Source organism: Spiroplasma endosymbiont of Dactylopius coccus (assembly GCF_977110965.1).
In genome coordinates, this window is sequence record NZ_OZ373019.1 from 314,006 (window position 1) to 339,092 (window position 25,087).

The 25,087-nt window shown below is 23.1% G+C and carries 33 protein-coding genes; 12 read left to right on the plus strand and 21 right to left on the minus strand.

Annotation, left to right across the window (positions count from 1 at the left end; all coding sequences use genetic code 4):
• Window positions 1-21 precede the first annotated feature (21 nt).
• From ACXUB0_RS02005 to ACXUB0_RS02030, 6 genes are all read right to left on the minus strand, one after another.
• Window positions 22-495 (minus strand): hypothetical protein, encoded by a 474-nt coding sequence (locus ACXUB0_RS02005; RefSeq protein ID WP_458257588.1) that lies wholly within the window; start codon window positions 493-495, stop codon window positions 22-24.
• Window positions 483-950, minus strand: a complete 468-nt coding sequence (locus tag ACXUB0_RS02010; protein ID WP_458257589.1) for a Panacea domain-containing protein — start codon at window positions 948-950, stop codon at window positions 483-485. The genes ACXUB0_RS02005 and ACXUB0_RS02010 overlap by 13 nt, the downstream gene beginning before the upstream one ends.
• A 285-nt stretch (window positions 951-1,235) precedes the next feature.
• Complete coding sequence (locus tag ACXUB0_RS02015) at window positions 1,236-1,670, minus strand: hypothetical protein (protein WP_458257590.1); 435 nt, start codon at window positions 1,668-1,670, stop codon at window positions 1,236-1,238.
• A 919-nt stretch (window positions 1,671-2,589) separates the two neighbouring features.
• Complete coding sequence (locus ACXUB0_RS02020) at window positions 2,590-4,104, minus strand: hypothetical protein (protein ID WP_458257591.1); 1,515 nt, start codon at window positions 4,102-4,104, stop codon at window positions 2,590-2,592.
• On the minus strand, window positions 4,079-4,855 hold the full coding sequence (locus tag ACXUB0_RS02025) for a hypothetical protein (protein WP_458257592.1): 777 nt from the start codon (window positions 4,853-4,855) through the stop codon (window positions 4,079-4,081). The genes ACXUB0_RS02020 and ACXUB0_RS02025 overlap by 26 nt, the downstream gene beginning before the upstream one ends.
• The gene (locus tag ACXUB0_RS02030; RefSeq protein WP_458257593.1) at window positions 4,785-5,420 is read right to left on the minus strand and encodes a hypothetical protein; all 636 of its coding nucleotides are present in this window, start codon (window positions 5,418-5,420) and stop codon (window positions 4,785-4,787) included. Before ACXUB0_RS02030 ends, ACXUB0_RS02025 begins: the two co-directional genes overlap by 71 nt.
• Window positions 5,421-5,629: 209 nt before the next feature.
• Here ACXUB0_RS02030 and ACXUB0_RS02035 point away from each other — a divergent pair, with 209 nt between their 5' ends.
• From ACXUB0_RS02035 to ACXUB0_RS02085, 11 genes are all read left to right on the plus strand, one after another.
• Window positions 5,630-6,589 (plus strand): rolling circle replication-associated protein, encoded by a 960-nt coding sequence (locus ACXUB0_RS02035; protein ID WP_458257594.1) that lies wholly within the window; start codon window positions 5,630-5,632, stop codon window positions 6,587-6,589.
• A 224-nt stretch (window positions 6,590-6,813) separates the two neighbouring features.
• On the plus strand, window positions 6,814-7,089 hold the full coding sequence (locus tag ACXUB0_RS02040; RefSeq protein ID WP_281748721.1) for a hypothetical protein: 276 nt from the start codon (window positions 6,814-6,816) through the stop codon (window positions 7,087-7,089).
• A 59-nt stretch (window positions 7,090-7,148) separates the two neighbouring features.
• Complete coding sequence (locus ACXUB0_RS02045; RefSeq protein ID WP_458257595.1) at window positions 7,149-7,352, plus strand: hypothetical protein; 204 nt, start codon at window positions 7,149-7,151, stop codon at window positions 7,350-7,352.
• Window positions 7,353-7,688: 336 nt separating this feature from the next.
• Entirely contained in the window at window positions 7,689-8,546 is an 858-nt protein-coding gene (locus tag ACXUB0_RS02050; protein WP_458257596.1) for a hypothetical protein, read from the plus strand.
• 1 nt (window position 8,547) lies between these two features.
• A complete protein-coding gene (locus tag ACXUB0_RS02055) occupies window positions 8,548-8,781 on the plus strand; it encodes a hypothetical protein (RefSeq protein WP_458257597.1) in 234 nt (77 codons plus the stop codon).
• Between the two features lies 1 nt (window position 8,782).
• Window positions 8,783-8,989: a hypothetical protein gene (locus tag ACXUB0_RS02060; protein ID WP_174480363.1), complete on the plus strand. Its 207-nt coding sequence runs from the start codon at window positions 8,783-8,785 to the stop codon at window positions 8,987-8,989.
• A gap of 22 nt (window positions 8,990-9,011) precedes the next feature.
• Complete coding sequence (locus ACXUB0_RS02065) at window positions 9,012-9,266, plus strand: hypothetical protein (protein ID WP_174480864.1); 255 nt, start codon at window positions 9,012-9,014, stop codon at window positions 9,264-9,266.
• A gap of 11 nt (window positions 9,267-9,277) precedes the next feature.
• The gene (locus ACXUB0_RS02070) at window positions 9,278-9,670 is read left to right on the plus strand and encodes a hypothetical protein (protein WP_458257598.1); all 393 of its coding nucleotides are present in this window, start codon (window positions 9,278-9,280) and stop codon (window positions 9,668-9,670) included.
• A gap of 215 nt (window positions 9,671-9,885) precedes the next feature.
• Window positions 9,886-10,077, plus strand: a complete 192-nt coding sequence (locus tag ACXUB0_RS02075; RefSeq protein ID WP_458257599.1) for a hypothetical protein — start codon at window positions 9,886-9,888, stop codon at window positions 10,075-10,077.
• Window positions 10,078-10,079: 2 nt separating this feature from the next.
• Window positions 10,080-11,138: a hypothetical protein gene (locus tag ACXUB0_RS02080; protein ID WP_458257600.1), complete on the plus strand. Its 1,059-nt coding sequence runs from the start codon at window positions 10,080-10,082 to the stop codon at window positions 11,136-11,138.
• Window positions 11,139-11,149: 11 nt separating this feature from the next.
• On the plus strand, window positions 11,150-12,073 hold the full coding sequence (locus ACXUB0_RS02085) for a hypothetical protein (RefSeq protein WP_458257601.1): 924 nt from the start codon (window positions 11,150-11,152) through the stop codon (window positions 12,071-12,073).
• Between the two features lie 193 nt (window positions 12,074-12,266).
• On the opposite strand, the gene ACXUB0_RS02090 is transcribed toward ACXUB0_RS02085, so the two are convergent.
• The 15 genes from ACXUB0_RS02090 to ACXUB0_RS02160 form a co-directional block, all read right to left on the minus strand.
• Window positions 12,267-12,812 carry a hypothetical protein gene (locus ACXUB0_RS02090; protein ID WP_458257602.1) on the minus strand — a complete coding sequence of 182 codons (546 nt, stop codon included), beginning with the start codon at window positions 12,810-12,812 and terminating at the stop codon, window positions 12,267-12,269.
• 2 nt (window positions 12,813-12,814) lie between these two features.
• On the minus strand, window positions 12,815-13,096 hold the full coding sequence (locus tag ACXUB0_RS02095; RefSeq protein ID WP_458257603.1) for a hypothetical protein: 282 nt from the start codon (window positions 13,094-13,096) through the stop codon (window positions 12,815-12,817).
• Window positions 13,087-14,286, minus strand: a complete 1,200-nt coding sequence (locus tag ACXUB0_RS02100) for a hypothetical protein (protein ID WP_458257604.1) — start codon at window positions 14,284-14,286, stop codon at window positions 13,087-13,089. Before ACXUB0_RS02100 ends, ACXUB0_RS02095 begins: the two co-directional genes overlap by 10 nt.
• 1,102 nt (window positions 14,287-15,388) lie before the next feature.
• Window positions 15,389-16,063 (minus strand): hypothetical protein, encoded by a 675-nt coding sequence (locus ACXUB0_RS02105; protein WP_458257605.1) that lies wholly within the window; start codon window positions 16,061-16,063, stop codon window positions 15,389-15,391.
• A gap of 43 nt (window positions 16,064-16,106) precedes the next feature.
• Window positions 16,107-16,445 carry a hypothetical protein gene (locus tag ACXUB0_RS02110; RefSeq protein WP_458257606.1) on the minus strand — a complete coding sequence of 113 codons (339 nt, stop codon included), beginning with the start codon at window positions 16,443-16,445 and terminating at the stop codon, window positions 16,107-16,109.
• A 3-nt stretch (window positions 16,446-16,448) separates the two neighbouring features.
• Entirely contained in the window at window positions 16,449-16,967 is a 519-nt protein-coding gene (locus ACXUB0_RS02115) for a hypothetical protein (protein ID WP_458257607.1), read from the minus strand.
• The gene (locus tag ACXUB0_RS02120; RefSeq protein WP_458257608.1) at window positions 16,968-17,879 is read right to left on the minus strand and encodes a hypothetical protein; all 912 of its coding nucleotides are present in this window, start codon (window positions 17,877-17,879) and stop codon (window positions 16,968-16,970) included. It lies immediately after the preceding gene.
• The gene (locus ACXUB0_RS02125) at window positions 17,879-18,664 is read right to left on the minus strand and encodes a hypothetical protein (RefSeq protein ID WP_458257609.1); all 786 of its coding nucleotides are present in this window, start codon (window positions 18,662-18,664) and stop codon (window positions 17,879-17,881) included. Before ACXUB0_RS02125 ends, ACXUB0_RS02120 begins: the two co-directional genes overlap by 1 nt.
• On the minus strand, window positions 18,633-18,920 hold the full coding sequence (locus tag ACXUB0_RS02130) for a hypothetical protein (protein ID WP_458257610.1): 288 nt from the start codon (window positions 18,918-18,920) through the stop codon (window positions 18,633-18,635). The genes ACXUB0_RS02125 and ACXUB0_RS02130 overlap by 32 nt, the downstream gene beginning before the upstream one ends.
• Window positions 18,904-20,241, minus strand: a complete 1,338-nt coding sequence (locus ACXUB0_RS02135) for a hypothetical protein (protein ID WP_458257611.1) — start codon at window positions 20,239-20,241, stop codon at window positions 18,904-18,906. Before ACXUB0_RS02135 ends, ACXUB0_RS02130 begins: the two co-directional genes overlap by 17 nt.
• Window positions 20,242-20,255: 14 nt before the next feature.
• On the minus strand, window positions 20,256-20,555 hold the full coding sequence (locus tag ACXUB0_RS02140) for a hypothetical protein (RefSeq protein WP_458257612.1): 300 nt from the start codon (window positions 20,553-20,555) through the stop codon (window positions 20,256-20,258).
• A 187-nt stretch (window positions 20,556-20,742) separates the two neighbouring features.
• A protein-coding gene (locus tag ACXUB0_RS02145) for an IS3 family transposase (protein WP_458257613.1) occupies window positions 20,743-21,863 on the minus strand; the annotation gives its coding sequence in 2 pieces (ribosomal slippage) (window positions 20,743-21,587 and window positions 21,587-21,863; 1,122 coding nt in all).
• A gap of 192 nt (window positions 21,864-22,055) precedes the next feature.
• Complete coding sequence (locus ACXUB0_RS02150) at window positions 22,056-22,679, minus strand: Pr6Pr family membrane protein (RefSeq protein ID WP_458257614.1); 624 nt, start codon at window positions 22,677-22,679, stop codon at window positions 22,056-22,058.
• A 526-nt stretch (window positions 22,680-23,205) separates the two neighbouring features.
• Window positions 23,206-23,784, minus strand: a complete 579-nt coding sequence (gene gmk / locus ACXUB0_RS02155) for a guanylate kinase (protein WP_458257615.1) — start codon at window positions 23,782-23,784, stop codon at window positions 23,206-23,208.
• 14 nt (window positions 23,785-23,798) lie between these two features.
• Window positions 23,799-24,356 carry an RsmD family RNA methyltransferase gene (locus tag ACXUB0_RS02160; protein ID WP_458257616.1) on the minus strand — a complete coding sequence of 186 codons (558 nt, stop codon included), beginning with the start codon at window positions 24,354-24,356 and terminating at the stop codon, window positions 23,799-23,801.
• 101 nt (window positions 24,357-24,457) lie between these two features.
• Here ACXUB0_RS02160 and def point away from each other — a divergent pair, with 101 nt between their 5' ends.
• Window positions 24,458-25,048, plus strand: a complete 591-nt coding sequence (gene def / locus ACXUB0_RS02165; RefSeq protein WP_458257617.1) for a peptide deformylase — start codon at window positions 24,458-24,460, stop codon at window positions 25,046-25,048.
• Window positions 25,049-25,087: the final 39 nt, after the last annotated feature.

The window sequence follows — 25,087 nt, forward strand, 5'->3', positions numbered from 1 at the left end:
ATTCTACTTATCTTTTTTTAATTAACATTTTTCATTATTACAACTTAAACATATTTCATATTTAATATTATCTCTAGTAGAATTAAAGTAAAAAGTATGATTTAAATCAAGAAATAATGGTTTTATTATAAAAATATCATTATTAAATCTATTAATAATATAAAAAAATCTTCTTTTTGAATCACAAAATCTTTTTTTATAAATTGGTAAGTTAATTATATTTTGGTCAATTTCTTTATCTTTAAATCCATAATTTTTATATAAAAACTTAATTTCTAATTGTGTTTTTAAATCATCTACTATTCCAGAATTTTTTTCTTTTGTAAGATTTTTATAAAAATTATCTGACTTAGAAATATCTTTTAATAAATCAAAATAAAACTTATCAATTTTGTTGACCATTTCTTTATTAGTTTTATAAGTAAATTTATTTTTTTGAATATTAATACAAATACAATCGTAAATAAATAAACTAAAATCAATTAAATGTTTCATATTTTAGAAAAATCTTTCATATCATTAAAATTAATATTATTATTTGAAATTTCATTATCTTTTAAATATTTTCTTGCATTTTGTCAAGGTTTTGTATTATGTGCTATCTCAACTAAATCAAAAGTAGACTTATTTAGGTATTTATCAATTTTTTTATCAATAAATTTTTTTATTTTATCATTATTTAAACTACATATTTCAAATAAAGTATCATCTTCTTCAATTTCAAAATTAAAACCATGATATTTGATATGATAAAAAACTTTCGTTACTACAGGTCCATATATTCATGCTTCAAATTCTTCATCAAATAATTTTTCATTATTTTCTTTTAAATAATCTAAATATAAAAAATATAAAATTTTTTGTAATTTTACTGGTTGAATAATTTTATATTTTTCAACTAAATATTTAGTAATTGATAATAAATTATTTTTTATTTCCTTTTTTTTCATTTTTATCACATCCGAACAATAATTTAACAAAATCTATTTTTGTATTTAAATATTAACATATTTAAAAAATGAATAATAGATAATACAAATATTAAAAAATAAATTTTAATAATTCAATTTTTAATATTTTAAAATAAAAAAAGTTACCAATAAGGTAACTTTTTAATTAGGTGTTAACCTAATAATTACATTAGTTTGAGAAAAATTGATATTATCATCATATACTTACAAAAGTAAGTATTTTTATTATACATTATTTAAGATTGTTAGGAAATATTATTTTGTTTAAACTTTACCAGAAAAATCTTTAAGATAATAAAAATTAACATAAGGTGCATGTTTAATAATAGTAATATTACCATTAGAAACAATAGTATTATTTAATTTATCTTTTATTTCTGTTTCGGTATTATTCATATTTAATCCATATACATCTAAAAATTTACTAAACATTTTTCCACTAATTTCAATTTTTATATACCCTTCTTTATTATAAAAATCATTAAGAGAACCAGCATTATCTAATACATCATTTTTATAAAGTTTTAAATCCATTACTGGAATGGACATATTAACAACAATAACATTAAATTTATTAATTTTTTCAAATGTGGCTGTAAAAGTTTTTGGTAAACCTTGTTCAACACCACAAGCATTTAAATTTATAACTGAGAATGATGTTAAAGTAACTACTGATAATATTTTTAAAATAAATTTCATATTTTATATTTCCTTATCTATATAATATTCATTATAATTAATTATATATTATTTTATCTTGCGTTTAAAACTATTTTAATAATATTAGCATTTGCTTTATTTGTATATATTTTAGCATAATTATTATTAGAACCAGAATTATATTGTTCTGTATGTGCTTTACTTGGTGTTATAAAAATATTAATTTTTCAATTTAAATTATTATTTGAATTACTTAAAATATCAAAACCAATTGGATTTTTATTAGTAAAATCTAATGAAGAAACTGAATCATATACTTTAAAATAGTAATTTAATAAATTAAATTGTGATTTATTACCTTGATAATAAGCATAAGAACCTGTTTAGGATCTTTTTTAACTTATTTTTGATTAAATTAATATCATAAATGTTATTTTATAGTTGAAAAATAAATTTTTAATCGATAAGTTGTCAAATGATAAAATCTTTTTAACAAAAAAATGACAAAGAAAATAAAATGTTAATTAACTGTCAGGTTAGAAATAATTATTCCCTTTTTTAGTTTAATTATGTTTAAAAGATTCCAAACAGGTTCTAAGAAAAAGCTCTTCAATTACCACTTCCACCTACTGGTTTAAATTCAGTTTTTTTATCAATATTAGGTATTGATTTTGAAAATATTAAATCTTTTAAATTAATTTCAATTAAACTAGTTAATTCTTTTGCAGGATTAAAAGTTTCATCAGTTCCTCATTCGCTAGAACTAGAATCACTAACAAAACCTACATTATAACTATAGTGTATAGTTATTGATTTATAATATCTTTTTAAATCATTAAAAGTTTTAATTAATAATGTAGGGTCTAAATAATCTTTTAAACTAATATCTATATTTTTAGAAACTGGAATATTTTTATTAAATCATTCTTGTGTATTATTATGTGGATTACCAGTATTGTTAATTACTAATGGTATATCAATATAATTTAATTCTACTTTTAAATCCGGAATAATAATTATTGATTTTGCTATATTTTGAGGACTTGGTGGTAATATTTTTTGCTGGATAACTAAATGTAGTTTCTTCACTTTCTTCATATTCATCATGATTTAATTTATATAAAGTAGTTCAATTAAAAGCATTACCAGTTAAATAACCCATATTATTATAACGAAATTGAGCAACTGCTATTTCGTTATAATCACCTTGATAAGTAAAAGGATTATCACTATAAAATGTATGTCTTTCTTCACCTTGATGTAATGATTGAGTTACAATTGTATCAATAATATAAGCATAATTTGAACCGTCAATAACTCCATTTGCTGTTGGATTTCATTGACAATCTTTATCTTCATTTGTAAATGGTGAAGCTATATCTAAAAACTCAGTATCTTCTGCTAAAATATAAACTTTATTATTTTTCTTTTGTGATAAATCAACAGTTGATATTTGTTCTTTTACAGTTAATTTCTTACCAGTAGTAGGGTCTCATGGATAAACACTTACTCTATCACTTAATTTCATTGTCATAGCAGTTGTTGAAACATTTGCTCCTAATAATTTACCAATAGTAAAATCATTATCATTTGTAAATGCATTTAAAGGAATTAAACCACCATTACCAATAATACTTTCTAAATTACTTGTAAAAAATGCTGACATAAAACCATTAAAATATAACATTTTTTTATATTGTTGAGCATTTTGAGTAATAACTCAACTACTTCATATACCTAATGTTAAAGCATTTAATAATTTACCAATTAAAGGTATATCACTTAAAGCAAATGGTAATCATTGTTGACTATCATAAGGCATTTGAACTAATGGAGAAAATACTACACTATTAAAATTTAATATTGCTGACATATATTTTTGACTTATTTTTGAATAATCAACAGTTGGACTTCCTATAATTAATCCAGATTCTGGGTCTTTATATTTAAAATTACTACTCATATCTACATTATAATTACCCGTTAAATTATTTATATTTCATTCACTATCTCAAAAGAATTTTGCTTCTCCTACTGATGTACCATTACTTAATCTTGCTTTATCTTTATCAAAAGAAAGCATACCTTTAAAATCTTTTGTTACAAATAAATTATCTTGAAAATTTAATGAAGTTTTTAATCATTCTGTAAAATTTTTAAAATTAGTAAATCCAGTAGGTTTTGCATCCATAATATTATAAAATGTAGTTTCTGGATGACTACTTGTTGTTATTTTATCATTTATTCCAGCAAGTAAACCACCATTAGTTTTAATATTAGTTGTAGATTTTTCATTATTACCAGCAATAAATAATCTTCTTGAAGCAAATACTTTACTTTCAAATATTTCTTCATTATTTTGTTGAATAGGTTCTTGACCTTGAATTATTGGTCTTCCATAATAATAACAACTTGATAATAATTCTAATCCATAACTTTGTCTATGACTATATCTTACTCCTATATCACGCATTAAAGTACGATTTAATGTTACTTTTCCTTGTTGAATAGTAGGAAGCATAACCACTACCAGGACTTGCATATTGTACAAAATCAAGTGTATTTTGACCACTAGAAACTACTCTATCATTTAAACTACTAAAAGTTAATACTTGCATACTAAATGCACCATTATAAGGACTATAATAATTTGTTACATTTGAAATATATAATAATTGTCTATCTTGATTTTTACCACTATTACCACCAATATTTTCATTTTCATCATTAAATACAACAAAAAATTGTAAATAATCATCAATTGTAATATGTTCTTCAAACATTACTAAAGTATATTGTCTTTTAGTTTGTACTGTTTTAAATATTTGATTATTTGGTAAATTACTAAAATCAACACCACTTGTATCATCAATTAAATAAGCATTTCAATAATCACCAATTTTATATTGTTTTGTATAAAATTCATCTTGACTATTAACTTTATGTGTTTCTTCATTAATTTTACCTTTATTTTTTTGATATATTTTTGTACTATTTTTCCAAATACATACAACTGGAGTAGTACCAGTTAATATTAATTCATATTGACCAAAATCACTTATTTTACTATTAATTGGTTTATAACCAGTTTCAGTTAAAGGAATTGCACCATTATTAATAACAAATGGAAATATTTTTCAATAACTACATCTTTTAATTAGCAATTGTTGTCTTTTTAATTGAAGATGTAGATGTTTCATTAATTGAATTTGTTGATGTATCATTTTCTTTTTCTCCTAATAATTTAATTTCTTCTTTATCTTCTTCCATTATTTCTTTATAATGTTTTTTTGCTTGTTGTTTTGTTACTTCATCTAATTCAGCAATAGCTTGTGTATATGATAATGTTCTATCTGCTAATCTTTGACTAATCATTTCTTGTTTTAATAATTGGTCAGTCATAGCAATAGGTAAAAATTTAAAACTATAAGGTCTATCACCTTTACCATTTCATAATTTTTCATAAATTAATAACATATCAAAAAATCTATAAAAATAATATGAATAATGACTTATTTTAGTTTCAGTAGTTTCCATATCATTTTTATTATTAAATAATGATTTAGTTTTATTTTCATAATTTACACCACTAAATTCACTATAATCATAACCTGCACCATTTCATATATCTTTTCCTAAATCATCTTTATCTAAAATATAATTACTAGCTTTAAAATCACCTTGTATAACTTCCATACCACCAGCACCAGATTTATTATAGCCAGCAGTACCAACATTAACTACAATATTTTTTTTAGGATTATCAATAATTTTTCCATGTTCAATCATATCTTTAACAGTTTTATTATCAAATGCACCAAATAAAGTTGTAACATTTAATTCTCTATCAACATTTCTTTGAGTATATGATTTATGATAATATTCAGTTAAGTATCGTTTTTGTTTTATATTTGTTTTTATAATTTTTTATGTTAAGATTTGTTTGTTATTAAAATGTATAAAATTAGTTTTTAAAACTAGATTTCGGAGTTTTATATATGGATATTCAGCAAGATTTTTATGTTAAAAAGATTTTTTATGCTTGTTATGTTAAAAATGTTGTTTTACCTATTTCATTTTTGAATAATATTGGAAATAAAAAAGGAAAATGTTATGTTGGTAATAAGCAAAAATTAAGAAATAATACTGTTCGTACTAAAAATAATTTAATTCAAAAAGCATTACATAATTTTTATAATAGTAATATTTTGAGTTTTGTTACTTTAACTTATAAAGAAAATATGCAAGATGTTAAGCAGTCAAAAAAAGATATTCGTTTATTTTTTCTTAAATTAAAAAAGTGATGAAATGACCCTAAGCGTGCTGAATATATGGGTGAATTAAAATATATGTATGTTTATGAATATCAAGACCGTGGAGCAGTTCATTTTCATATAATTTTTAATAGAAAAATACCTTATAATATGATATGTGATTGATGACCACATGCTGGAAATGCTAAGGGTATTGATTTAAGAGTTGTTCGTAAAGGTACAAATGAGTTTGTTATTAAATATTTAGGTAAGTATGTTACAAAATCATTAGATGATGTTAAATCTATAAATCAAACAGATATAGGTATTAAAGCATATTCTTTTAGTCGTAATTGTAAAAATCCTATTGTAGTTCGTGGAATTAAAAAAATGACAATTCAAGATATAATTAAAGCAAGTTTTAATGCAACAAATGTATTTTATTTTAAAACTCAAAGAGATAATCAAGGTAATACTGTTATGATTGGTGGTATTATTGAAAGTACTGTTGTAAATGATTATTTTAAAGATTATGAAGATTATGAAAAATATGTATATTTAAGTGCTTTATCGTATAAGCATTATTTACGGACTAGTGAAATAGGTTATTTAATTCAAAGAGATAAAGATGTTTTAACTTGGGCAGAGAAAGTTTTTGGTAATAAAGTTGAGAAAATAGATTTTAAAAATAGAGTTTTACATTAGAAGAAAAACTTAATTTTTTCTATATTTTTACTTGTATATATATATATATATATATATAATGGTTAATGAACATTAGTAATTACCGAAATCATTACTGATGTTCGTTTTTTTTATTGTATTTTTATTTTTTATGTTATAATGATTTTGTAAGTATAGGTTTACCCTACTATGCTTAACTTATTAAATTTTTAATTTAATTGATTTCGGAGGTTAAGTATTTTTTTATGTTTAAAGTACAGTTAGTTAATATTGAAAAGGGTCGTGTTATTCCCGATAAAAATAATAAAGGTCAAACATTAAAGTTTGATGTTTTGAAGTTTGTAGAAATAAATAAACAAACTAGTGTACCAACTGGTCAAACACGTGATAAATGATATAATCCAGAATTTGCTAGTGATTTTAATAATTGTTTATCTACTGTTGATTTAAAAGTTGGTAATTTTTATTCACTTGAACTTGATTTAAGCGGTAATATTAAAAAACTTTCTAATTGAAAATAGTTATTTATTAAAAGGGTAATTTTAAATAATTATTTTATGTTAGGAGTTAATTTTAAATTATGGTTAAAAATGATAATTGTTCATGTGAACAAGCATTTCATTTAGCAATTTATATATGTAAACTTTGTGACCAAGTTATTTGTCCTAAAAGAGTTTTGCAAAACTTATATACTAGAAAATATTATTGTCCAAATTGTATATTAGATATTGCTTTAAATAAAGCAATGAGACAACAAGAAAGTAAGTTAAATTATGAGACATAAGTGTAGTGATTGAACTTATGAAAGAGTATATGGTTGTGAAATGTGTTACAGAGTTGCTAATGAAATGGAACGAATAAGAAAAGAAAATAAAAGAAAAAAATAAAAACTAAATAAGGGGCATATATATACTTTTTAGTGTATTTTTGCCCCTTACTCTAATTAGTATAAATATGCTCCTTATTATTAATAAAAGTAAGGAGTTTTATTTATGGAAAAAAGGAAACAGTTTAAATATGACTATATGTTAATTGATAAAGCGTTTAGAGATGCTAAGGAAGATAAGCATTTGCAAGAGATTTTAAAAAGATTAAGTGAAAAATAGAGGAGACAGTAAACATGCCTAATGAGTTAGAACAAACTAGTAATTATACTTTAAGTAAAATTTTAAGAACTGGATTAAGTCCATTAAGTGCTATGGTAGGAGTTAGTGCTTATTATGGTCAATATTTAAAAGACCCAATTTTAGGTTCTATTAATTCTTTGTTATTTAGTAAGAAGTTGGCAATTGATATATGAAATATTAATCAAAGACCAACTACTAAAAATAAAGTTATTAATAGTTATAAAAAGATATTTTTAGGATTAGGAACAATTGGTTTAGTTAATTATGCTAAGTTTGTTAATTATGTAGATAAGTCGGTTTTTTTATTAAGAGATGAACCATGTTTTTGACCACCTTGTCCTACACCACCACCAATTCCTATTCCAATACCAACACCTAGTCCAATAGTTAATAAACCTTTTGTAGACTGAGATACTTATATATCTTTAAATAGTTTTGGTATAGCAAATGTTATTAGTGGTTTAACTGAATTAATACCTAATAGATTTGAAATTATACGTAAAATAGCGAATACGGGTACTGGTGGTTGTTTGATTAGTAGTGGTGTTGCTATGGGTATTAATAATAATTTTAATAATTATTTTGCTATTCCTACGATTATTGCCGGTGCAAGTGAGATTATAAATATTTTATTGTTACCGTTAAGAAATACACATAATAATACAGAATTACAAGAAGTATTTACTGATGAAAGAGCAAGATTAATTAATGCTAGTGTTAATGATTATCAAAGTATAAATGACAGTATGGTTGATGTTAATTTAAATGATGATAGTATGTCGGAGATTAATTTAGATAGAGCAAGTTTAAATTGGGATTATTCTTATGCTTATACGTTAGGTGGTGTTTAAAATGGATTTTAAGGAGATTGTTAAATATGCTTTATATATTGGTGGGTTTTGCCTTATACTTTGATTTTGTCGTAATTGAATACATGAGTGTATACAGAAATTCAAACATAAAAAACATGTAAAGGAAAAAGAAAATGACCCAGATTGTATTTTTTGTCGTAAAGATTTTGAAAAGAAGAAACGTAAATTAGAAATGGAAAAACAACAAAAAGAATTAGAGAAAGGGGGTGATTAATATGCCTGCTGGATTATCAGCATTATTAAATATGATTGGTGGTGTTGGCCAACAATTATTAAATGCTTTTACTTATATTTTTGGTTGAGTATTTACTACTGGCGATGGTGGAACACTTACAAATTGACCAGTGTTAATTTCAATTGTATTTATGGTTCTTGTATTTATTAAGCAGTTTGTTGGTCATATTATCCATGGAACACATTAGTAATTAGAAAGGAAGTAAGCAAATGGTAAAGTTATTTTTTAGTTTGGTTTTTGTTTTACCTTTATTGGGTAGACTTTTACCAGTTGTTAATACTTTGGTGCAAACTATTTATATGCAGTATTTAAGTTCTTTTGCTGGATTACATACTGTGACACTTTTTATTAAGTCGTTCTTTTATGATAGTTTATACACTTTACCTTTGCCTATTCTTGCTTTAATAAATGTTAGTTTTGTATTTTATTTAATTTTAGGATTATTTAGATTTACAAGACATTAGGATGTGAAATTATGTTTATACCTTTTATTACAACTGTTATGCAATTATTTGCTTCAATTTTTATGAAGTTTTTTAGTTTTCCACTTGGTGATTTAGGTTTTAATTTAGGTACGTTAATGATATTTTTGATTTTGCTTAGATTTGCATTTAGGGTTATTTTACCCGAATTAATGTTACCAACATTAGGTTTAGGTTATGGTGTTAAATTTATTGGTAAATCTGCTGTTGCTATTGGTGGTGGTGCTGGTAAAGATATTGCAAATGCTTATCGTAATGGAGAATCTGGTGTAAAACCAGTTCAACGTTATAAAGGTGGTACTTATTCTTATAAACAAAAAGGTACTGCTGTTGCTCGTACTAGTGGATATGAACAACATTATTATAATCCTAAGTATATTAAGTAGGTGTTATTATGTCTAATTTTGTTTTTAGTATATTGCATTTTATTTTTATATTTTCTAGTAAAGATATTCAAATATTTTTAAATCAACCAAATATTACTGATGAAGTTTATATTTTGTTTAATTTGACTTTTTGGTTGGTATTAGGTGTATTTTTTAATTTTATTTATCGTAGTATTAAATTTGTTTTTAGGTCATTGTTTGGGTAGGTGTTAATTATGAGTGTTTTAGAAATTTACAATAAAATACATCAATGTATAGTTGATTATTGAACTATGTTTATAGGTAGTCCAGTTGACCAATTTACTACTATTTTATGAAATTTAGTAGTTTATGGTACACAGTTTTTTATTGGATTTATTTTGTTTTATGGTTCATGGTGAATTTTAAAATGTTTATTTGGTAAATAATTATGTGATTTAAGTTTGCTAAATTATTTTTTGTTGTAAATACTTCTGTTCAAGCACCAACTAGTTTAATTGCTTCAAATGACCCTAATGTTGTTAATTATGATATTACAAAAGAAATGGTTAAACATGTTAAATATCATAATTTTGATGATTGAGCAACAATACCATGAAATTCTGCTTATTTTGACATTGACCAACCAGATTTAAAATTAGTAAGTGGTGAATTTATTGGAAATGGTGAGGGTATTTATACATGTCGTTATTTTAGTGATACAGTTGGTGTTTTACCACAAGTGGTAAGGATGGGAACTGGTGTTTATACTTTTAATAGAAAACAATTAGATGACTTTTCACGTATTATGTTTAATCATAATTATGTTTCAAATGATAATGTTAATTATTTAGGTTTTCTTAATACTGGTAAAAGTATTATAAATTTTCAAACACAGTTAAATTTTGAAATTGATAAACCTTTAAGTTTTTATATTCAAGGTTTTATGTTTTATTTTTCTTATCATGATTTTAAAACTTTCTCTGCTCATTTTACTTTTAGTTTTTTAGATAATGTTGGTGATACAAAATATGTTTTTAAAGGTAAAGTTGATAATGATATTTATCAGCAAGATTTATATAATTTTGTTACTATGCCTATTCGTGTTCCAAATTTAAGACATTTAACAGTATTTTTTGATATTCATGGTCAATCAATTAGACCAACTTTTTCACCAGATGTTTTTTTTGGTCAAGTTAATATTTTTTCAAGTGAAAATATAACTCCAGTGCCACCAAATAGTCCTTTTAATCCTGAATATGAAAGACCAAGTTGATATGATGTTTTTGGTCATTTACGTAATGCTTTTAGATGAGTACTTTATGGAGTTGTTGGTAAAGTTTTACCAGTTGAACCTTTAAGAGAATTTTTTACTAAACTTGACGGATTATTAAGACGTATTTTTGATGATACTATTAGTTCTGTTTTAAATGTTGATTTTACTAGTGGTTTAGAGCAAGTTTTAACTTTATGAGTGTTTTTAAAAGCAGTAGGATTTTTAGTTGGTTAGGAGTTGAAATAATGCCTTGATATGGTTATTTACTTTTAGGAGTTATATTATTAATAATACTTTATCCATTTTTAATAACTAGAAAAAATATAAAGATATTACAACGTGTAGGTAGTTATATTATTTCAGCACCACCACGTACTGGTAAATCCGCTCTTGCTTGTTGTTTAGCACAAAAACATAAAGGTAGAGTAGTAAGTCCTATTCCTATTAAAGTTCGTAATGAATATAGTTATCGTTGTTCTTATGATGATGTTTTTAAATTTAATCAATTAAATAGTAATTATGCTTTTAAAGAGTGTGATATGGTTGTTTTAGATGAGTTAGGTTTGAAAATTAATAGTAATGATTTATCACCCGAATTTAAAGAAACACAAGAAAGTTTAGGAATGTTTTGTAAGTTAATAGGTCATAATTTTAATGGAATTATGTATATGATTGAGCAACACCCCGATAGAATACCAAAGCAAGCACGTGAAAAAGTGGAATATATTGTTCAAGTTAAAAGAATGCGTATTTTGTTATTTTTAGTTAAGTTTAAACTAAATATTTATACTAATGTTGATGATTATAATAAAGTTGTATTATCTAAAAGACAAACAAAGCGAATAATTAAACGTGGTGGATTACCACCTAGTTATAGTGGTGAAACTATGACTTTTAGTTTATGATTTCCTAGGTCTTATTTACAAAGATATAATAGTCGTGCTTTAAATTATATTCATTCGTTAAAGAGTGAATTAAGTATTGTTAAAGACTATGAACAATCACAAGCATTAGATTTTACTGTTGATGATATTAGAGCAGTAGGATTAGATAAGTTGGATAATATATTACAAACTGAAAAGAAAGAAACTGAAAATACTGTATGCCGTACTTGTTATTATAGAAATAAATATTCTAAGAAAAATAAGAAAGATGTTAAAATAGAGTAAACCTATATTATTGGTCGGAGCCAACCAGAACCTTGGTTGGTTGGCCGTGGCGTTTACGCCACTGGGGTGAGTTGCGAAGCAACTAGGGGCAAAGCCCCTATATACTTGATTAAATTTCAAACTGGATAAGTATCTGGATATGCATTTAAAGTTGTTGAATTACCATAAAAATTAACCATTGGTAAATTTGTTATTAATCTAATATTGGTAAATAATTTCAAGGATTTTTAATTTCATAACTATATTTTGGAGTTAAATTAGGTTTTAATTTTGTATGTGCTGTTCCTAAAATAATTTCTTTTTCATTTTTATTATCATTTTTATAAGTTTCAAATCTTATTTTTCCATTTTCAGCAATTACTCAAGTTAAAGTTGCACTATCTGCTTGTTCATTTATAAAAAAGAATTCTGCACATTGTTCTTCTTCATTATATTTAGCAACTCTACCAGCAAATGAATTAGGTAATACTTTTAAACTTGTACTGTTATCTTTATAAATAATAGGCATTATATATACTTTTCCAAGTAAACTTTCTTGAATTCCAAATTTATATAATTTTTCAAATCATTTATCACTAATAATTTTATTAGTAAAATATTTTAAAATATTATCTTTTTCACTATCAAATAATAAACCTTTACCTAATCATAATTTAGTTGATTTTTGAGCAATTCTCATAGGAATATCACTATATCATTCTCTTTTATTACAAGAAAGATATTCTAATGGATTATTCATTTTTATCACTCTCCAAATTTATTTTTATTAATTAATAATTCATTATCAATATTATTAATTAATCATTTCATTTTATGCATTGAAGCATACATTCTTGCATCTCAACAATTATCATATAAATCAAGCATTTGTGGTTCATTATTTGAATTTTCTAATTTAGATTTTGCTAATCATTGCATTTTTGATAATTCTTCATGTGTATTAGGACATTTTTTTCAATTAATACTTAATATACCTTTAATCATACAAATAGTATCTCAATCAATTCTATCTCTTAAATACATTGTAGTTTATCTACTGGAGTAAAATGTAATCAATTAATTCTTCTTTTTTCTACTTCTTTTTTTAAAATATCAATAACTGCTAATCCACCACTACCATAATCAACATAACAAGTAAATCCAAATTTCATTGCTTGAAATTTAATACTTTCATCTAAATAATAATCAATAATATTATTAGCTAATTCATATGTATCTTTAAATTTCATAATAGCATTACTATGATAAAATTCACTTTCTTGATGTATTCTTCTAGTTTTTTCATTTTCACCAATAAAACATAAAACAGCAACAGTAGGATGAGCTTGTGAACTTGTAGCAAAACCTAAATCTAAACCACCAACTATTTCATTAACATTAAAATCTAATTCAGTTTTAAGTTTATCAATATATCTTGCAAATATAGAACCAGTTAAAACACTAGGTACACCATAATATCAACTTTGTGCTTTAATAGGGTCAAGTATTTTTAATTCTTCTAAATCATTAATTTTATCTTGTTTTAAATTATGTTCATTTAATTTTCAATTTGAATAATGAAATAATTTAAAAATATTATTATCAAATACTGATTTAATTTGTTCATTATTTTCTTTCATTAAATCTAAATTAAAAGGTACTATTTTATTCATATATTCAATAAAATATTGATAAATATTATCTGGATTACAACTTCTAATTTTAATATGTTTTTTAGCATTACCTAATGCAAATGTAATTGCTTGAAATTCTGCTTGACTAAATTCATTTGCTTCTTCTTCTCATTCTATTGATAAATCAAAACCTTTTATTTCACTTCTAGATAGCCCTTTTAAAGGTATTCTATCATTACTATTTGAATATACACCCATTACTCTAATAAAAGATTTAGTTCCTTTAAATCTAAAATATGCTTGTTTATTTGGATATTTTAAATTAAAGTCTACATAATCATTAAATCCAGAAGAAATAAATGCTTCATATATTTCTTTTGTTAATTCATTAATATCTTTATTTAATTTTCTAAATCCATAAATAGCAATTGATTTATTAACTTTAATTGAAATTGCAATTAATATTGCTAATTCTTCTGCAATACTATATGTTTTACTTGAATATCTACTACCACTTAAATTATATTCACTATGAGTAAAATCACTTTTATTTAATAATCAATAACTAATTTCATGCAAATAAGTAAATTCTTTATTCATAATATTATTCCTGCAATTCTTCTAATTTTCATACATTACCTTTTAAATTACCTTTTCCAGTATAAATAGTAATCAATTTTGCATGTTGAACTGATAAAATTACTATATTAGCACTATCATTAAAGATTTGTATTTGTACACCAGCAATTTTTTTATCAGTTATAATAAATTCTTGAATAGTATAAACTGGATTATATATACTTCAAGAATAATAAACTCTATAATGTTTATTCTCTTGAAAATCATAAGTAATTTGTCAATTATCTCATTTATTTTTTTCTCTTGTTCCTACTTCTTTTCAATTTGAACCACTTGGACTTGGTTGTGGTTGTTTTTCTAATATTTCATTAATTGCTTGTAATAATTTTTTATTTTGAGTTTTTAATAATTTATATTCATTATTTTCTAATAAATCTCTACAAAGTAATGAATTTTCTTCATCATTTAGTAAAATTTCATTTGTTTCAGTATTATATTTAAAATAATCATTTGAAAATTTTTTATCTTTTGTTTTTTCTTTTAACTCATTAATAGCACCAACAATAGTTTTATCTTTAGTTTCTAAATTAGCAATTTCAGTACCAAAAGTATTGAGAACAAAAGCATATTGAAATTGTGTTTTATCTATTTTATCTTCTAATTCTTTATCTACTTCTTCTTTTTTATAATAATCAGTTAAATCTGGGATATTTTTATTTAATGTTCTTAAATTAACAGCATCTTGTGGTTGTGTAGGGTCTGCTATATAAACAATTCTAGTATTATTTGAAGTAATAATTCTTTTTTCTTTAGGTTGAATAATATTAGGCGAATTAGGGTCTATTAATCATAATGATTCACCACTACCGCCAGTAGCACTAATAGTATTAGTTTCTTTATCAATCTTAATATTTTCACCAGCAATTAATTTATCTTGTTTTTTATCAACATATTCTTTATTGGTTGCATCAGTTAAAAATGTAGGTGTACCAACATCAATTATTCTTTTATCATTAGCACTAATACCTTTATCATCTTTGGATTTAATAAAATTAGTATTATCTTTATCAACTTCTCATAATGAATTACCACTAGTAGCACTAATAACTTTCTTTTCTTGACCTTATTTACCATCTACTAATTTCATAGTATCATTACTAAAATATTTAGTAAATAATTCAATTGTTGTTAAATTATCAAATGATTTAATACCAGTAGTATCAATTCATAATTCAGTTCCAATTAAATGTTTAGGATGTTTAAGATATATTTTTACTCTTGTATCATTTGTTTTTAAATTTATTAATTCTAAATATCTGGTTAAAGGACTATCTTCAGCAAAATTACTAAAAAAATTACTAAAAAAATCATATCTTTTAGGTAAAACATCTAAATTAAAACCAGTAATATTTGGATATTCTTTAATTTTTCTTAAACAATTAAATACTTCTGGAACAATATAATAAGGTTCATTAGGATTATTTTCACTATAAGTCATACCACCTTGACTAATACTTGATTGACCACGAATATAATTACTATCTTTTGTTAATAAAAATCTAACATAATATGCAGTAGCAGTTTGTATTTCATCAGTAAATTCTGTTAATGTAGTTTCTGGTCATTTTTTTGAAATAGAATGTCCACTTAAATAATCAATATTATTACTTGCAACTGAAATAGCAAATCAAATTTCATTATCTGGTGTTGTTGTATCATCAAATTCTAATTTATTAAAACCTTTTCAATTTTTAAATTCTTCAATTGTAATAAACATTAATGGGTCTTTAATAGCCATAATAATTTACTCCTTAATGTAAAATAAAGGGTATTTAAACCCTTTAAATTTTAAATTTAGTTACTTTTTTCTTATCTTTTTCACTTAATTCTTGACGTTTTGCTTTTTGAGTAATTGCAAATTTTTTAATATCTTCTTCAGAAATATTAAAACTATCAAGTAATTTAGCAGTATCAGTAGTTTCTAATTGTAAATGAGAATTTAATTGTTTAATATTTTCAATAATATAATTAATTTCTAATTCTTTTTTTAATTCTTTTGCTAATTTACTATGTTTTATTTTTTTAATTTTTCTTAAAATTAATGGTGAAATAACACTAATTGAGCCACCACTTATTAATGCAATTATAATAATTTCTAATAATTTTCATGATATATTCATTTTTTATTCCTCCAATTGTATTTTATTTGAATGTTGTTTACATAAATGACATTCTTTTTTATGTTTTCTAATATTTTTATATTGATATATTAAATAAGGACTTGTAATAATAATTGGGATTGTTATTAATATATATTTAATTAATTTTCCATAATTACCTAATTTAGTTATAATATTTAATCCAATATGACCAAACATAGGAAATAACGTTAATATTAAATGGTCAGGTCAAGTAAAATTATATTGATTAGTATAATTGCCTATTCCCATTTCTATTGGTATTTTAGGTATTAATCAAGGTGTTATTGTAAAAAATAATGTTATAAACATACCAAGACTATGACTAGTTATTTTTAAAATATTTGATATTAAAATTTTAATTTTATCAATATGAGTACTATTTTTATTAAATCAAATCTTATTTAATCTTTTATATTCTTTATTATCTTTACTTAATGGATTAATAGTATTTCATATACCAATTGGTTTAATTGGTTTATCTAATTCAATAATAATTACCACCTACTTTCATGTTTTATAAAAATTAGAATTTTGTTTAATTTTTATATATTTTTTTGTATGTAAAGAATTTTTTAATAATTGTTTTCTTTCATATCTTCATTGTGTACTTCCAATTTCATTTTTAGATAAAGTTTTATATTCTTTTAATTTAAAAAAACCTTTTTCTAATCTATTAATAAAATGCATAGTTTTTTGAACATTAATATTATTTGGATAAATTACATTTGTATCTTGAGACCCGTAATACTTACCTTTTTTAGCTAATTCACTTTTAACATATTTTCTTAATTGACTTGGTAATCATTTTCTATTTCAAAATTTTCAAAATATAGTTCCAGCACCAGTACCATTTTTTCCTTTTGCTTGTGTCATTAATATTCATATTTCTTGTGGAAATGCTGGATAAGTATAAGGACCATATCATATTTGTCTTTTATCATTATCACTTTGAAATAATGTTGTTAAAGTTCCAATTTTTAAATTTTTATTATCAACAATAAATCTTCCTTTTTTAAATCATGAACTTGATAATACTTCTCATGCATTTTCTGGTATTTCTTCTTCATTTTCTTTAAATAAATTATTAAATTTATTTACATAATTTTTAACAGTTCTAATTTCTGTTGGTATAATAGAATTTTTAAAACTATTTATTGGATTTTTAAATTTATTAATTTCATTTTTTAATATAGATAATTCACTTGGTTTTAATATACTTGTTAATTTTTTAAGTATATTTGGATTAAAAACACTATATGGTTGATGTATTTCTTTTTCACTAATATTTTCACTATCAAATACTGCTTTTAATGATTGATTTTTATAATAAGTTTTTAAAGCATTTATTAACGCTAATTTAATATCATTACTTGCTAATGCATAATATATTCATTCAATAATTAAAGGTAACATTATAAACTCATATGACTATAATCTCATCTTAAATTTGATTCACTAATTTCACTAATAGCACCATATTGACTTATACTATCATTAATAAGATTTGCAGTTTCATTATTAAATGGTGTTTCTTGCATTTCTTCAATATGATTTGTAGTTTCCATAGGTAATAAATTATGAATTATTTCACTTGCACCAGCAATTATTGTTGGCACTGCATAAGCATTATTAAAATCATTATTTATACCCATAGCAACACCACTTGATATTAAACAACCACCAGTTGCCATATTTGCTATTTTACGTATAGTTTCAAATCTATTAGGAATTAATTCTGTAATTCCATTAATAAGATTTGAAATACCATAAGCATTTAAACTAAAATATGTATCTCAATCCATTAAATTATTAGTATTATTTTTCATTAATAATAAATCATCTGGAAAAGGATTAATTGGTGTTGTACTTGGAAATGGATTAGGAGTTGGATTAGGATTAATATTTATATTAGTAAATTTAGCATAATTAACTAAACCAATTGTTCCTAAACCTAATAAGATTTTTTTACTACTATTAATTAATTTAGTTTTAGTATTTGGTCTTTGATTTAAATTTCAAATATCTAAACCTAATTTTTTACCAAATAATAAACTATTAATTGAACCTAATACTGGATTTGCAATTACTTGACCATAATAAGCACTTGTACCAATCATTGCTGCTAATGGACTAATTGAAGAACGAATTATCTTTAATAAAGTATAATTATTTGATTGTATAGTTTCAGAAATTGGCATTTTCATTTACTCCTTTTAATAAATTAGGTTGTTTTTCTATTTTAATAATTACTTTACCTTCACAATGAATATTATCTCCTACACATATAGCATAAGTATCATGTACATCACTTACTATAAAATAATCATTTCTTAATTTAGGATATTCATCTAATAAAATTGCTCTAATATCATTACTTGTAGTTAAATCTGCTGGCTTTGGTGAATAAATAGTAATATTTGCTTTTTCATCAAAATATTTATAAATATATTCCATAATTATTTTTAGAAAATTTTAAATTTACTACTCCATAATATTCAGTATTATTACCAGTCATAGTAACACTTGTTGATTTAATATCACTAAATATTGCTTTACCTTTTTCATAGCCAACATTACCAGCATTTATTATTGCTTCTTCTAATTCACCATTAGTAGGACTTGCACCAGCCATAGTTATTTTTCCTAAATTTCTATAATAAATAACATCTTCTAAATTTAATTTATTAATATCATCATATAAAGTTGATTGATAAGTTGCATTTTCATTTTTAGGATTAGTTAAAAAATCTTTTGCTCTTGCTTCTTTAATTTCTGCAAGTGTAGGCATAGTTGGTCTAATTAAATACATTAAATTAGGTCTAATAGCACTTGGTAAAGCAAATAAACATTTACCAATAATTTTAATATTATCTGTATCATTATCTAATTTTTGTCTTATTTTAGTAAATGAAATAGGCATACCTCACATATATCTATTAACTACAAAACCATGTGTATTTTTTAAACTATAATCTTTTTCTAAATGCATTGCTTTTTCAGTATCATGAATAAATTCTTGTTCTAAATAAAAACTTTCTCAAAATTCCATACCAGCAATTAAACTTGTATATCTTCTACCATATGCTAATGTATCTGCTGAAATTTGACTATAATTTAAAACAGTAAATGCTTTTGATAAACCTAAATTACTATCAATACCAGTTGCTCCCATTAAATCTTCTCTATTAGTTCCTACAGTAATATAATTTACTAATTTAATTAATTTATTATTTCTTGCTCAAATTGTATAATAAGCTTCTTTTGCTTGTTCTGCATTCATATTAATTAAATCTAAAGGTAATACTAATGATTTAGCAATAGCATAATCTTGAATACCATTTAAAAATATTAATTCTAAATTTTCACCTAAATTTCTCATAAATGAAGCTGTTCAATTTGAAACAATTTGTACTGCAATATCTTTTGGTGCTTTCATAAATCTTTCAATATCAAATTCTGGAATTTCAAAATCAATTGTTAAATATTTATTAATTTCTAATTTAGTTGTATAAACATCACCAATTTGTCTTTTAGTTCCATTTTTTACATCTCATGTTGAACCTCAAAGTACACGAACAGTTGCACGAAATATTGCAATACCAACACCAGACATTTCACCAATTTGAGCAGCACTACAAGTTCCACGCATAAACATGGTTGATTTTTCACTTGTTAATTCACCACGTACTTGTGCTTCAAGTACACTTAAAATAGCATTTTCTGTTGGATTATTACCTTTAATAAAAAATGCTTCAGGTATTTTTATTGCTCCCATAATAAAACTTCTTTCTATTTACCAATAGATTGAAAAGCTTCATTTCTAGTAATTTCAACTAAATCTTCTAATTCTTTTTGATTAGTCATTCCTTGTGTCGTTGCTTTATTTTTTAAATCTTGAGCAATTTTAAAATGGTCTAATGAATTATTATGTAATTTTAAAATTAAATCAGTAGGATTAATTGAATTATCTTGTTGTTTATTTTCTTGTTTAATAGGTTCTAATTTATCAATTAAAAAATCTTTATAATCTTCATTTATTTTATTAAATGCTTCTTGTTTAGATAAAGATTTATAATTATCAGTACTCATTAAATTTTTAATTAAATTTACTTTTTTAGTATCTTTAATATTTGAAAATAATTGTTGCTCTTCAAAACTATTAATTTTATTTTCATATTCTTTTAATTTTGTTTGATATTCATTTATTTTTGGTTCTAATTCTTTTTTAAGAAATTCATCTTTTGCTTGTGCATTGGAATGGCAACACTTTTTAGGACTATTTTTTGGTAGACACTTGTTCTTGATATTTGATAGGAGTTAAGTAGTTTAAAGTGCTGTGGATTCTTATGTTGTTGTATCAATTGATATAATCAAATAATTCTAATTTTAATTGGATTAATGATGTAAAATTTTTATCATTAATAAATTCTGTTTTGAAAGTTTTAAAAGTTGCTTCAGCAACAGCATTATCATAAGGACAACCTTTTTTGCTTAAAGATCGAGTAATATTGAATGCTAATAAAAGATTATTAATAATTTTATTGTTAAATTCATTACCTCGATCACTATGAAATATTTGGATATCTTTTAAACAGCGATTTGATTGCATAAATGCTTGATATACTAGTAATGCATCTTTTTTAACTCCAACACTATGTCCAATAATTTCGCGGTTAAATAGGTCTATTAATAGGCAAATATAGTTTCATTTACTATTAACTTGAACGTAAGTTAAATCACTAACAATAACTTCGTTTTTAACCCTATTATTAAAGTTTCTATTAACAAGATTGGTTATTTGACTATTATTGACTTTATTATGATGATTTTTGAATGATAATTTAGTGTATTTTGATATTAAATTATGCTTATTCATAATTTCTTTAATTTTTCTGCGTGATAAATAAATTTCTTGGTTTTCTAAAATTTTTTTTAATCTTCTAGTACCATAAACTTCTTTATTTTCTTTAAAAGCACTAATAATAGCTTCATCATACATATTATTTTTGATTTTATTTTCTTTTTTCTTTAAGTTAAAATAATATGTTGATTTAGATATTTTCAAAAAACGACACATTGTGCGAATTTTATATTTAACTTTATTTTTAGCAATAATTTCTACTTTCTGCCTATTATTAGTGCTGCTTGCTTTAAAATATAATTTTCCATTCTTAATTGTTTTAATTCTTTTCTTAATTTAATTAATTCATTTTCTTCAACAGAACGATTATCTTTAGTTTTAAAACTACCTGAATTAGTAAATTGCTTAATTCAATTATAAGTAGCTGCTCTTGTAACATTGTACTCTTTAGCAAGACAAGACACTGACTTACCGCTTTGATATAAAGCTACTATTTGTTTTTTAAATTCATCTGAATATGAGTTAATATTGGCCATAATTATACTTCCTTTCTTTTCACTAATTTGTTCACTTGTCTACGTAATTAGTGTCCAATAAAGTGTAACCCATCCATAAAGTATTCTATAATTAAAATTAACAAATATAATAATTGTAATCTCTTTTCATAAAACTATAAACCAAACGAAACACGATCATAGCAAGATTTGTTTTTTTATTTTTTCTATCATTTAAATAATATGATATTTTCGTTTTAATTGTTTTAAATTAATTAAATTAAATAAAGTTGAAATACTAAAAATAATCAAAATAATTAATAATGCAGTTATTAATAATCATATAGCCCCTGGAATACCATAAAAAGATTTGTGAATGTTTAAAAAGAAATATTGATAAGCTCAAACCTTTCCTGCTTTTCAACGAAATTCACCACGAATTAACATTATAACTGCTCAAATAAATGGATAAATATAGTACATTCACATACGCTTTTTTCAAAATTCTTTAGTTGTGAAAACACTACCTTGCTCTCTTGGCATAATAAAAAAGTAAATAATCATTATAATTGGAACTACCATATGTTGGACAATATTAGTAAATCATGCATAAAAGGTTTGTAGTTGATTTACTAAAGTTGGTAATAACATAACATTAAAAACAATACCTGTAATAGTAATAAAAGTTGTTACTGCTAAGGTCATATATTGGCCAAATCATTTACTATTAATTCTACCTTCTTGTTCTCAAAAAATAGCAGATGATATTAATCAAATAATAACAAAAACATTAGTTTGAATTGTAAAAAAAGAAAAATAATTTAAAATAAAATCTCCTTTATCTTCAGTAAATCACATTCAGTTTCTAGCATCTTTTTTTTGTTGATCAGTTACAGTAATTCCATTAATTAAAGATGATAATAATCCATATAATAAAACTGCTAGAAAAAATAAACCAAAACCTAATTTAAAATAAAATTTTCAATCCTTAATACAATCATATCAACTTAAATCTATAATATATTTCCCCCTTTGTTTAATTGTAACACTTATTAGTTTTTAATAATTTTTAATACAAAAACTTATTTCAACACTTTTTTTCTTTTAGCACTACTTATAATTTTTACTTTTTATTAATCCAAAAATACAAATTTTGACTGATTCTGGTTACCAAAATTACAAAAAAATCATAAAAAACATTTTTAACATTTAAAAAGTTTATAAAAAATCTATTGCTTTAAAATTAAAGAAATAGGATTTAAAATAAACTTGATATTAAGTTTATAAAATTATTGTAATATAGTTTTCTATACCATTATATTTTTATACAAATTAACATCGTTAAATGTTTTTAATATTTAATTCTAAACTATCAAATCAAAAACTAATTAATATTATTTTTAATAATATCTGTTATTTCTTTAACAGCAATATCTAAGTCATCGTTAATAACAATATAATCATATTCATGTTGAACTTTAAATTCTTCTTTTGCTTTATTTAATCTTTTCTCAATAATTGCTTCTGACTCACTAGCACGCATACGAATTCTTTGTTCTAATTCTTGATAAGAAGGAGGCATAATAAAAATACTCATAATATCATTGCGATGTTCATAATTTTTTAAAACTTGACTAGCACCATCAACCTCAATTTCCAAAATAACGTTATAACCTTGATTTTGCAAATTTAAAACATAACTCTTACTAGTACCATAGTAATTACCAATAAAATTTGTATATTCTAAAAAATCATTACCTTTAACATGATTTAAAAAAGTTGATACATCAACAAAAAAATAATTAATGCCATCTTGTTCTTTATTACGTTGTTTTCTTGTTGTCATCGAAACTGAATATGCTAAATTTAATGATTTATCAGCAAATAATTTAGCAATAATTGCACCCTTACCAACACCACTTGGTCCAGAAAGAATAATTAATTTTCCTTTTTTTTGTGCCATTTACATTCTACTTTCTACTTTTCATAAAATTGAATTATTTTAATATATATTTTACCGTATTTTTTATTAGATACTACTTTAAAATGGAAATTTAATTGTAAATTTTCAAGTGGTACATTTGTTTCTAAAACAATTAAAGCATTATTAGCAAGTAAATTATTTTTATAAAAGAAATCAATAATTCACTGTTGACAAGTAATATTTGCAAACGGTGGATCAATAAAAACAATATCACACTGTTGTACTAGTATTTTACTAAAAATTTGATAATCCAAATTACTTAATTTAACTTGTTCTTGTAAATTACAAGCAAAACAATTTTGATTAATAATGTTACAAGCAGCTTTATTAATATCATTTGCAAAAGCAAATTTTGCCCCTCGTGATAAACTTTCAAGAATTAAATTACCACTTCCAGCAAATAAATCAACAACAATTTTATCTTCAAAACTACAATAATTTAACATAATATTAAAAATATTTTCTTTAATTCGATTTAAGGTTGGCCGTGTTGATAAACCATCTAAAGTAATTATTTTTTTTCCTTTTAATTTTCCAGCAATAATTTTCATGTTTTCTCCAAAATTTAGTTTATAATAACTTTATCATTAAATTTGATAAAAGCAAATTAGTTTAATTTATTATTTATTACAAACTGATGAAAGGATCTGCAATGTTAAAAAAATTACAAAACGAAGTACCATCAGCATCTTGAATTACTGAAGATACAAAACCTAGTTTATTAAAACCTTGTGCTGATGTTATTTTACCATTAACACCTAAAGATGAAAATATTATGAAACGTATGATTGATTGAGTAAAAGCATCACAAGATAAAGAATTTAATGCTAACAACATTTTAACCGAAGCTATTGGTATTGCTGCACCACAAATTGGAGAAAATATAAAAATGTATTATATTTTATTACCAATTCCTGATAAAAATGAAAAGATTATTTACTATGAACATGCATTAATAAATCCAAAAATCATTGGTAAAAGCGAACAAATAGCTTATTTAAAAAAAGGTGAAGGTTGTTTAAGTGTAACTAATCACCCTCATGAAGGTTTAGTTCCACGTAGTTATAAAATCAACGTTACAGGTTATGACTATTTAAAAAAGAAAAAAGTAACTTTAACTGTTAGAGGTTATGAAGCAATTGTTTTTCAACATGAGCAAGACCATTTAGAAGGAAAACTCTTTTATCATTACATTAATAAGGATAATCCTTGACTTAATGATGATAAATGGATTATGATATAAAGTAGAATGATAAACTTAAGTTTTTAAATTGTTTTATTA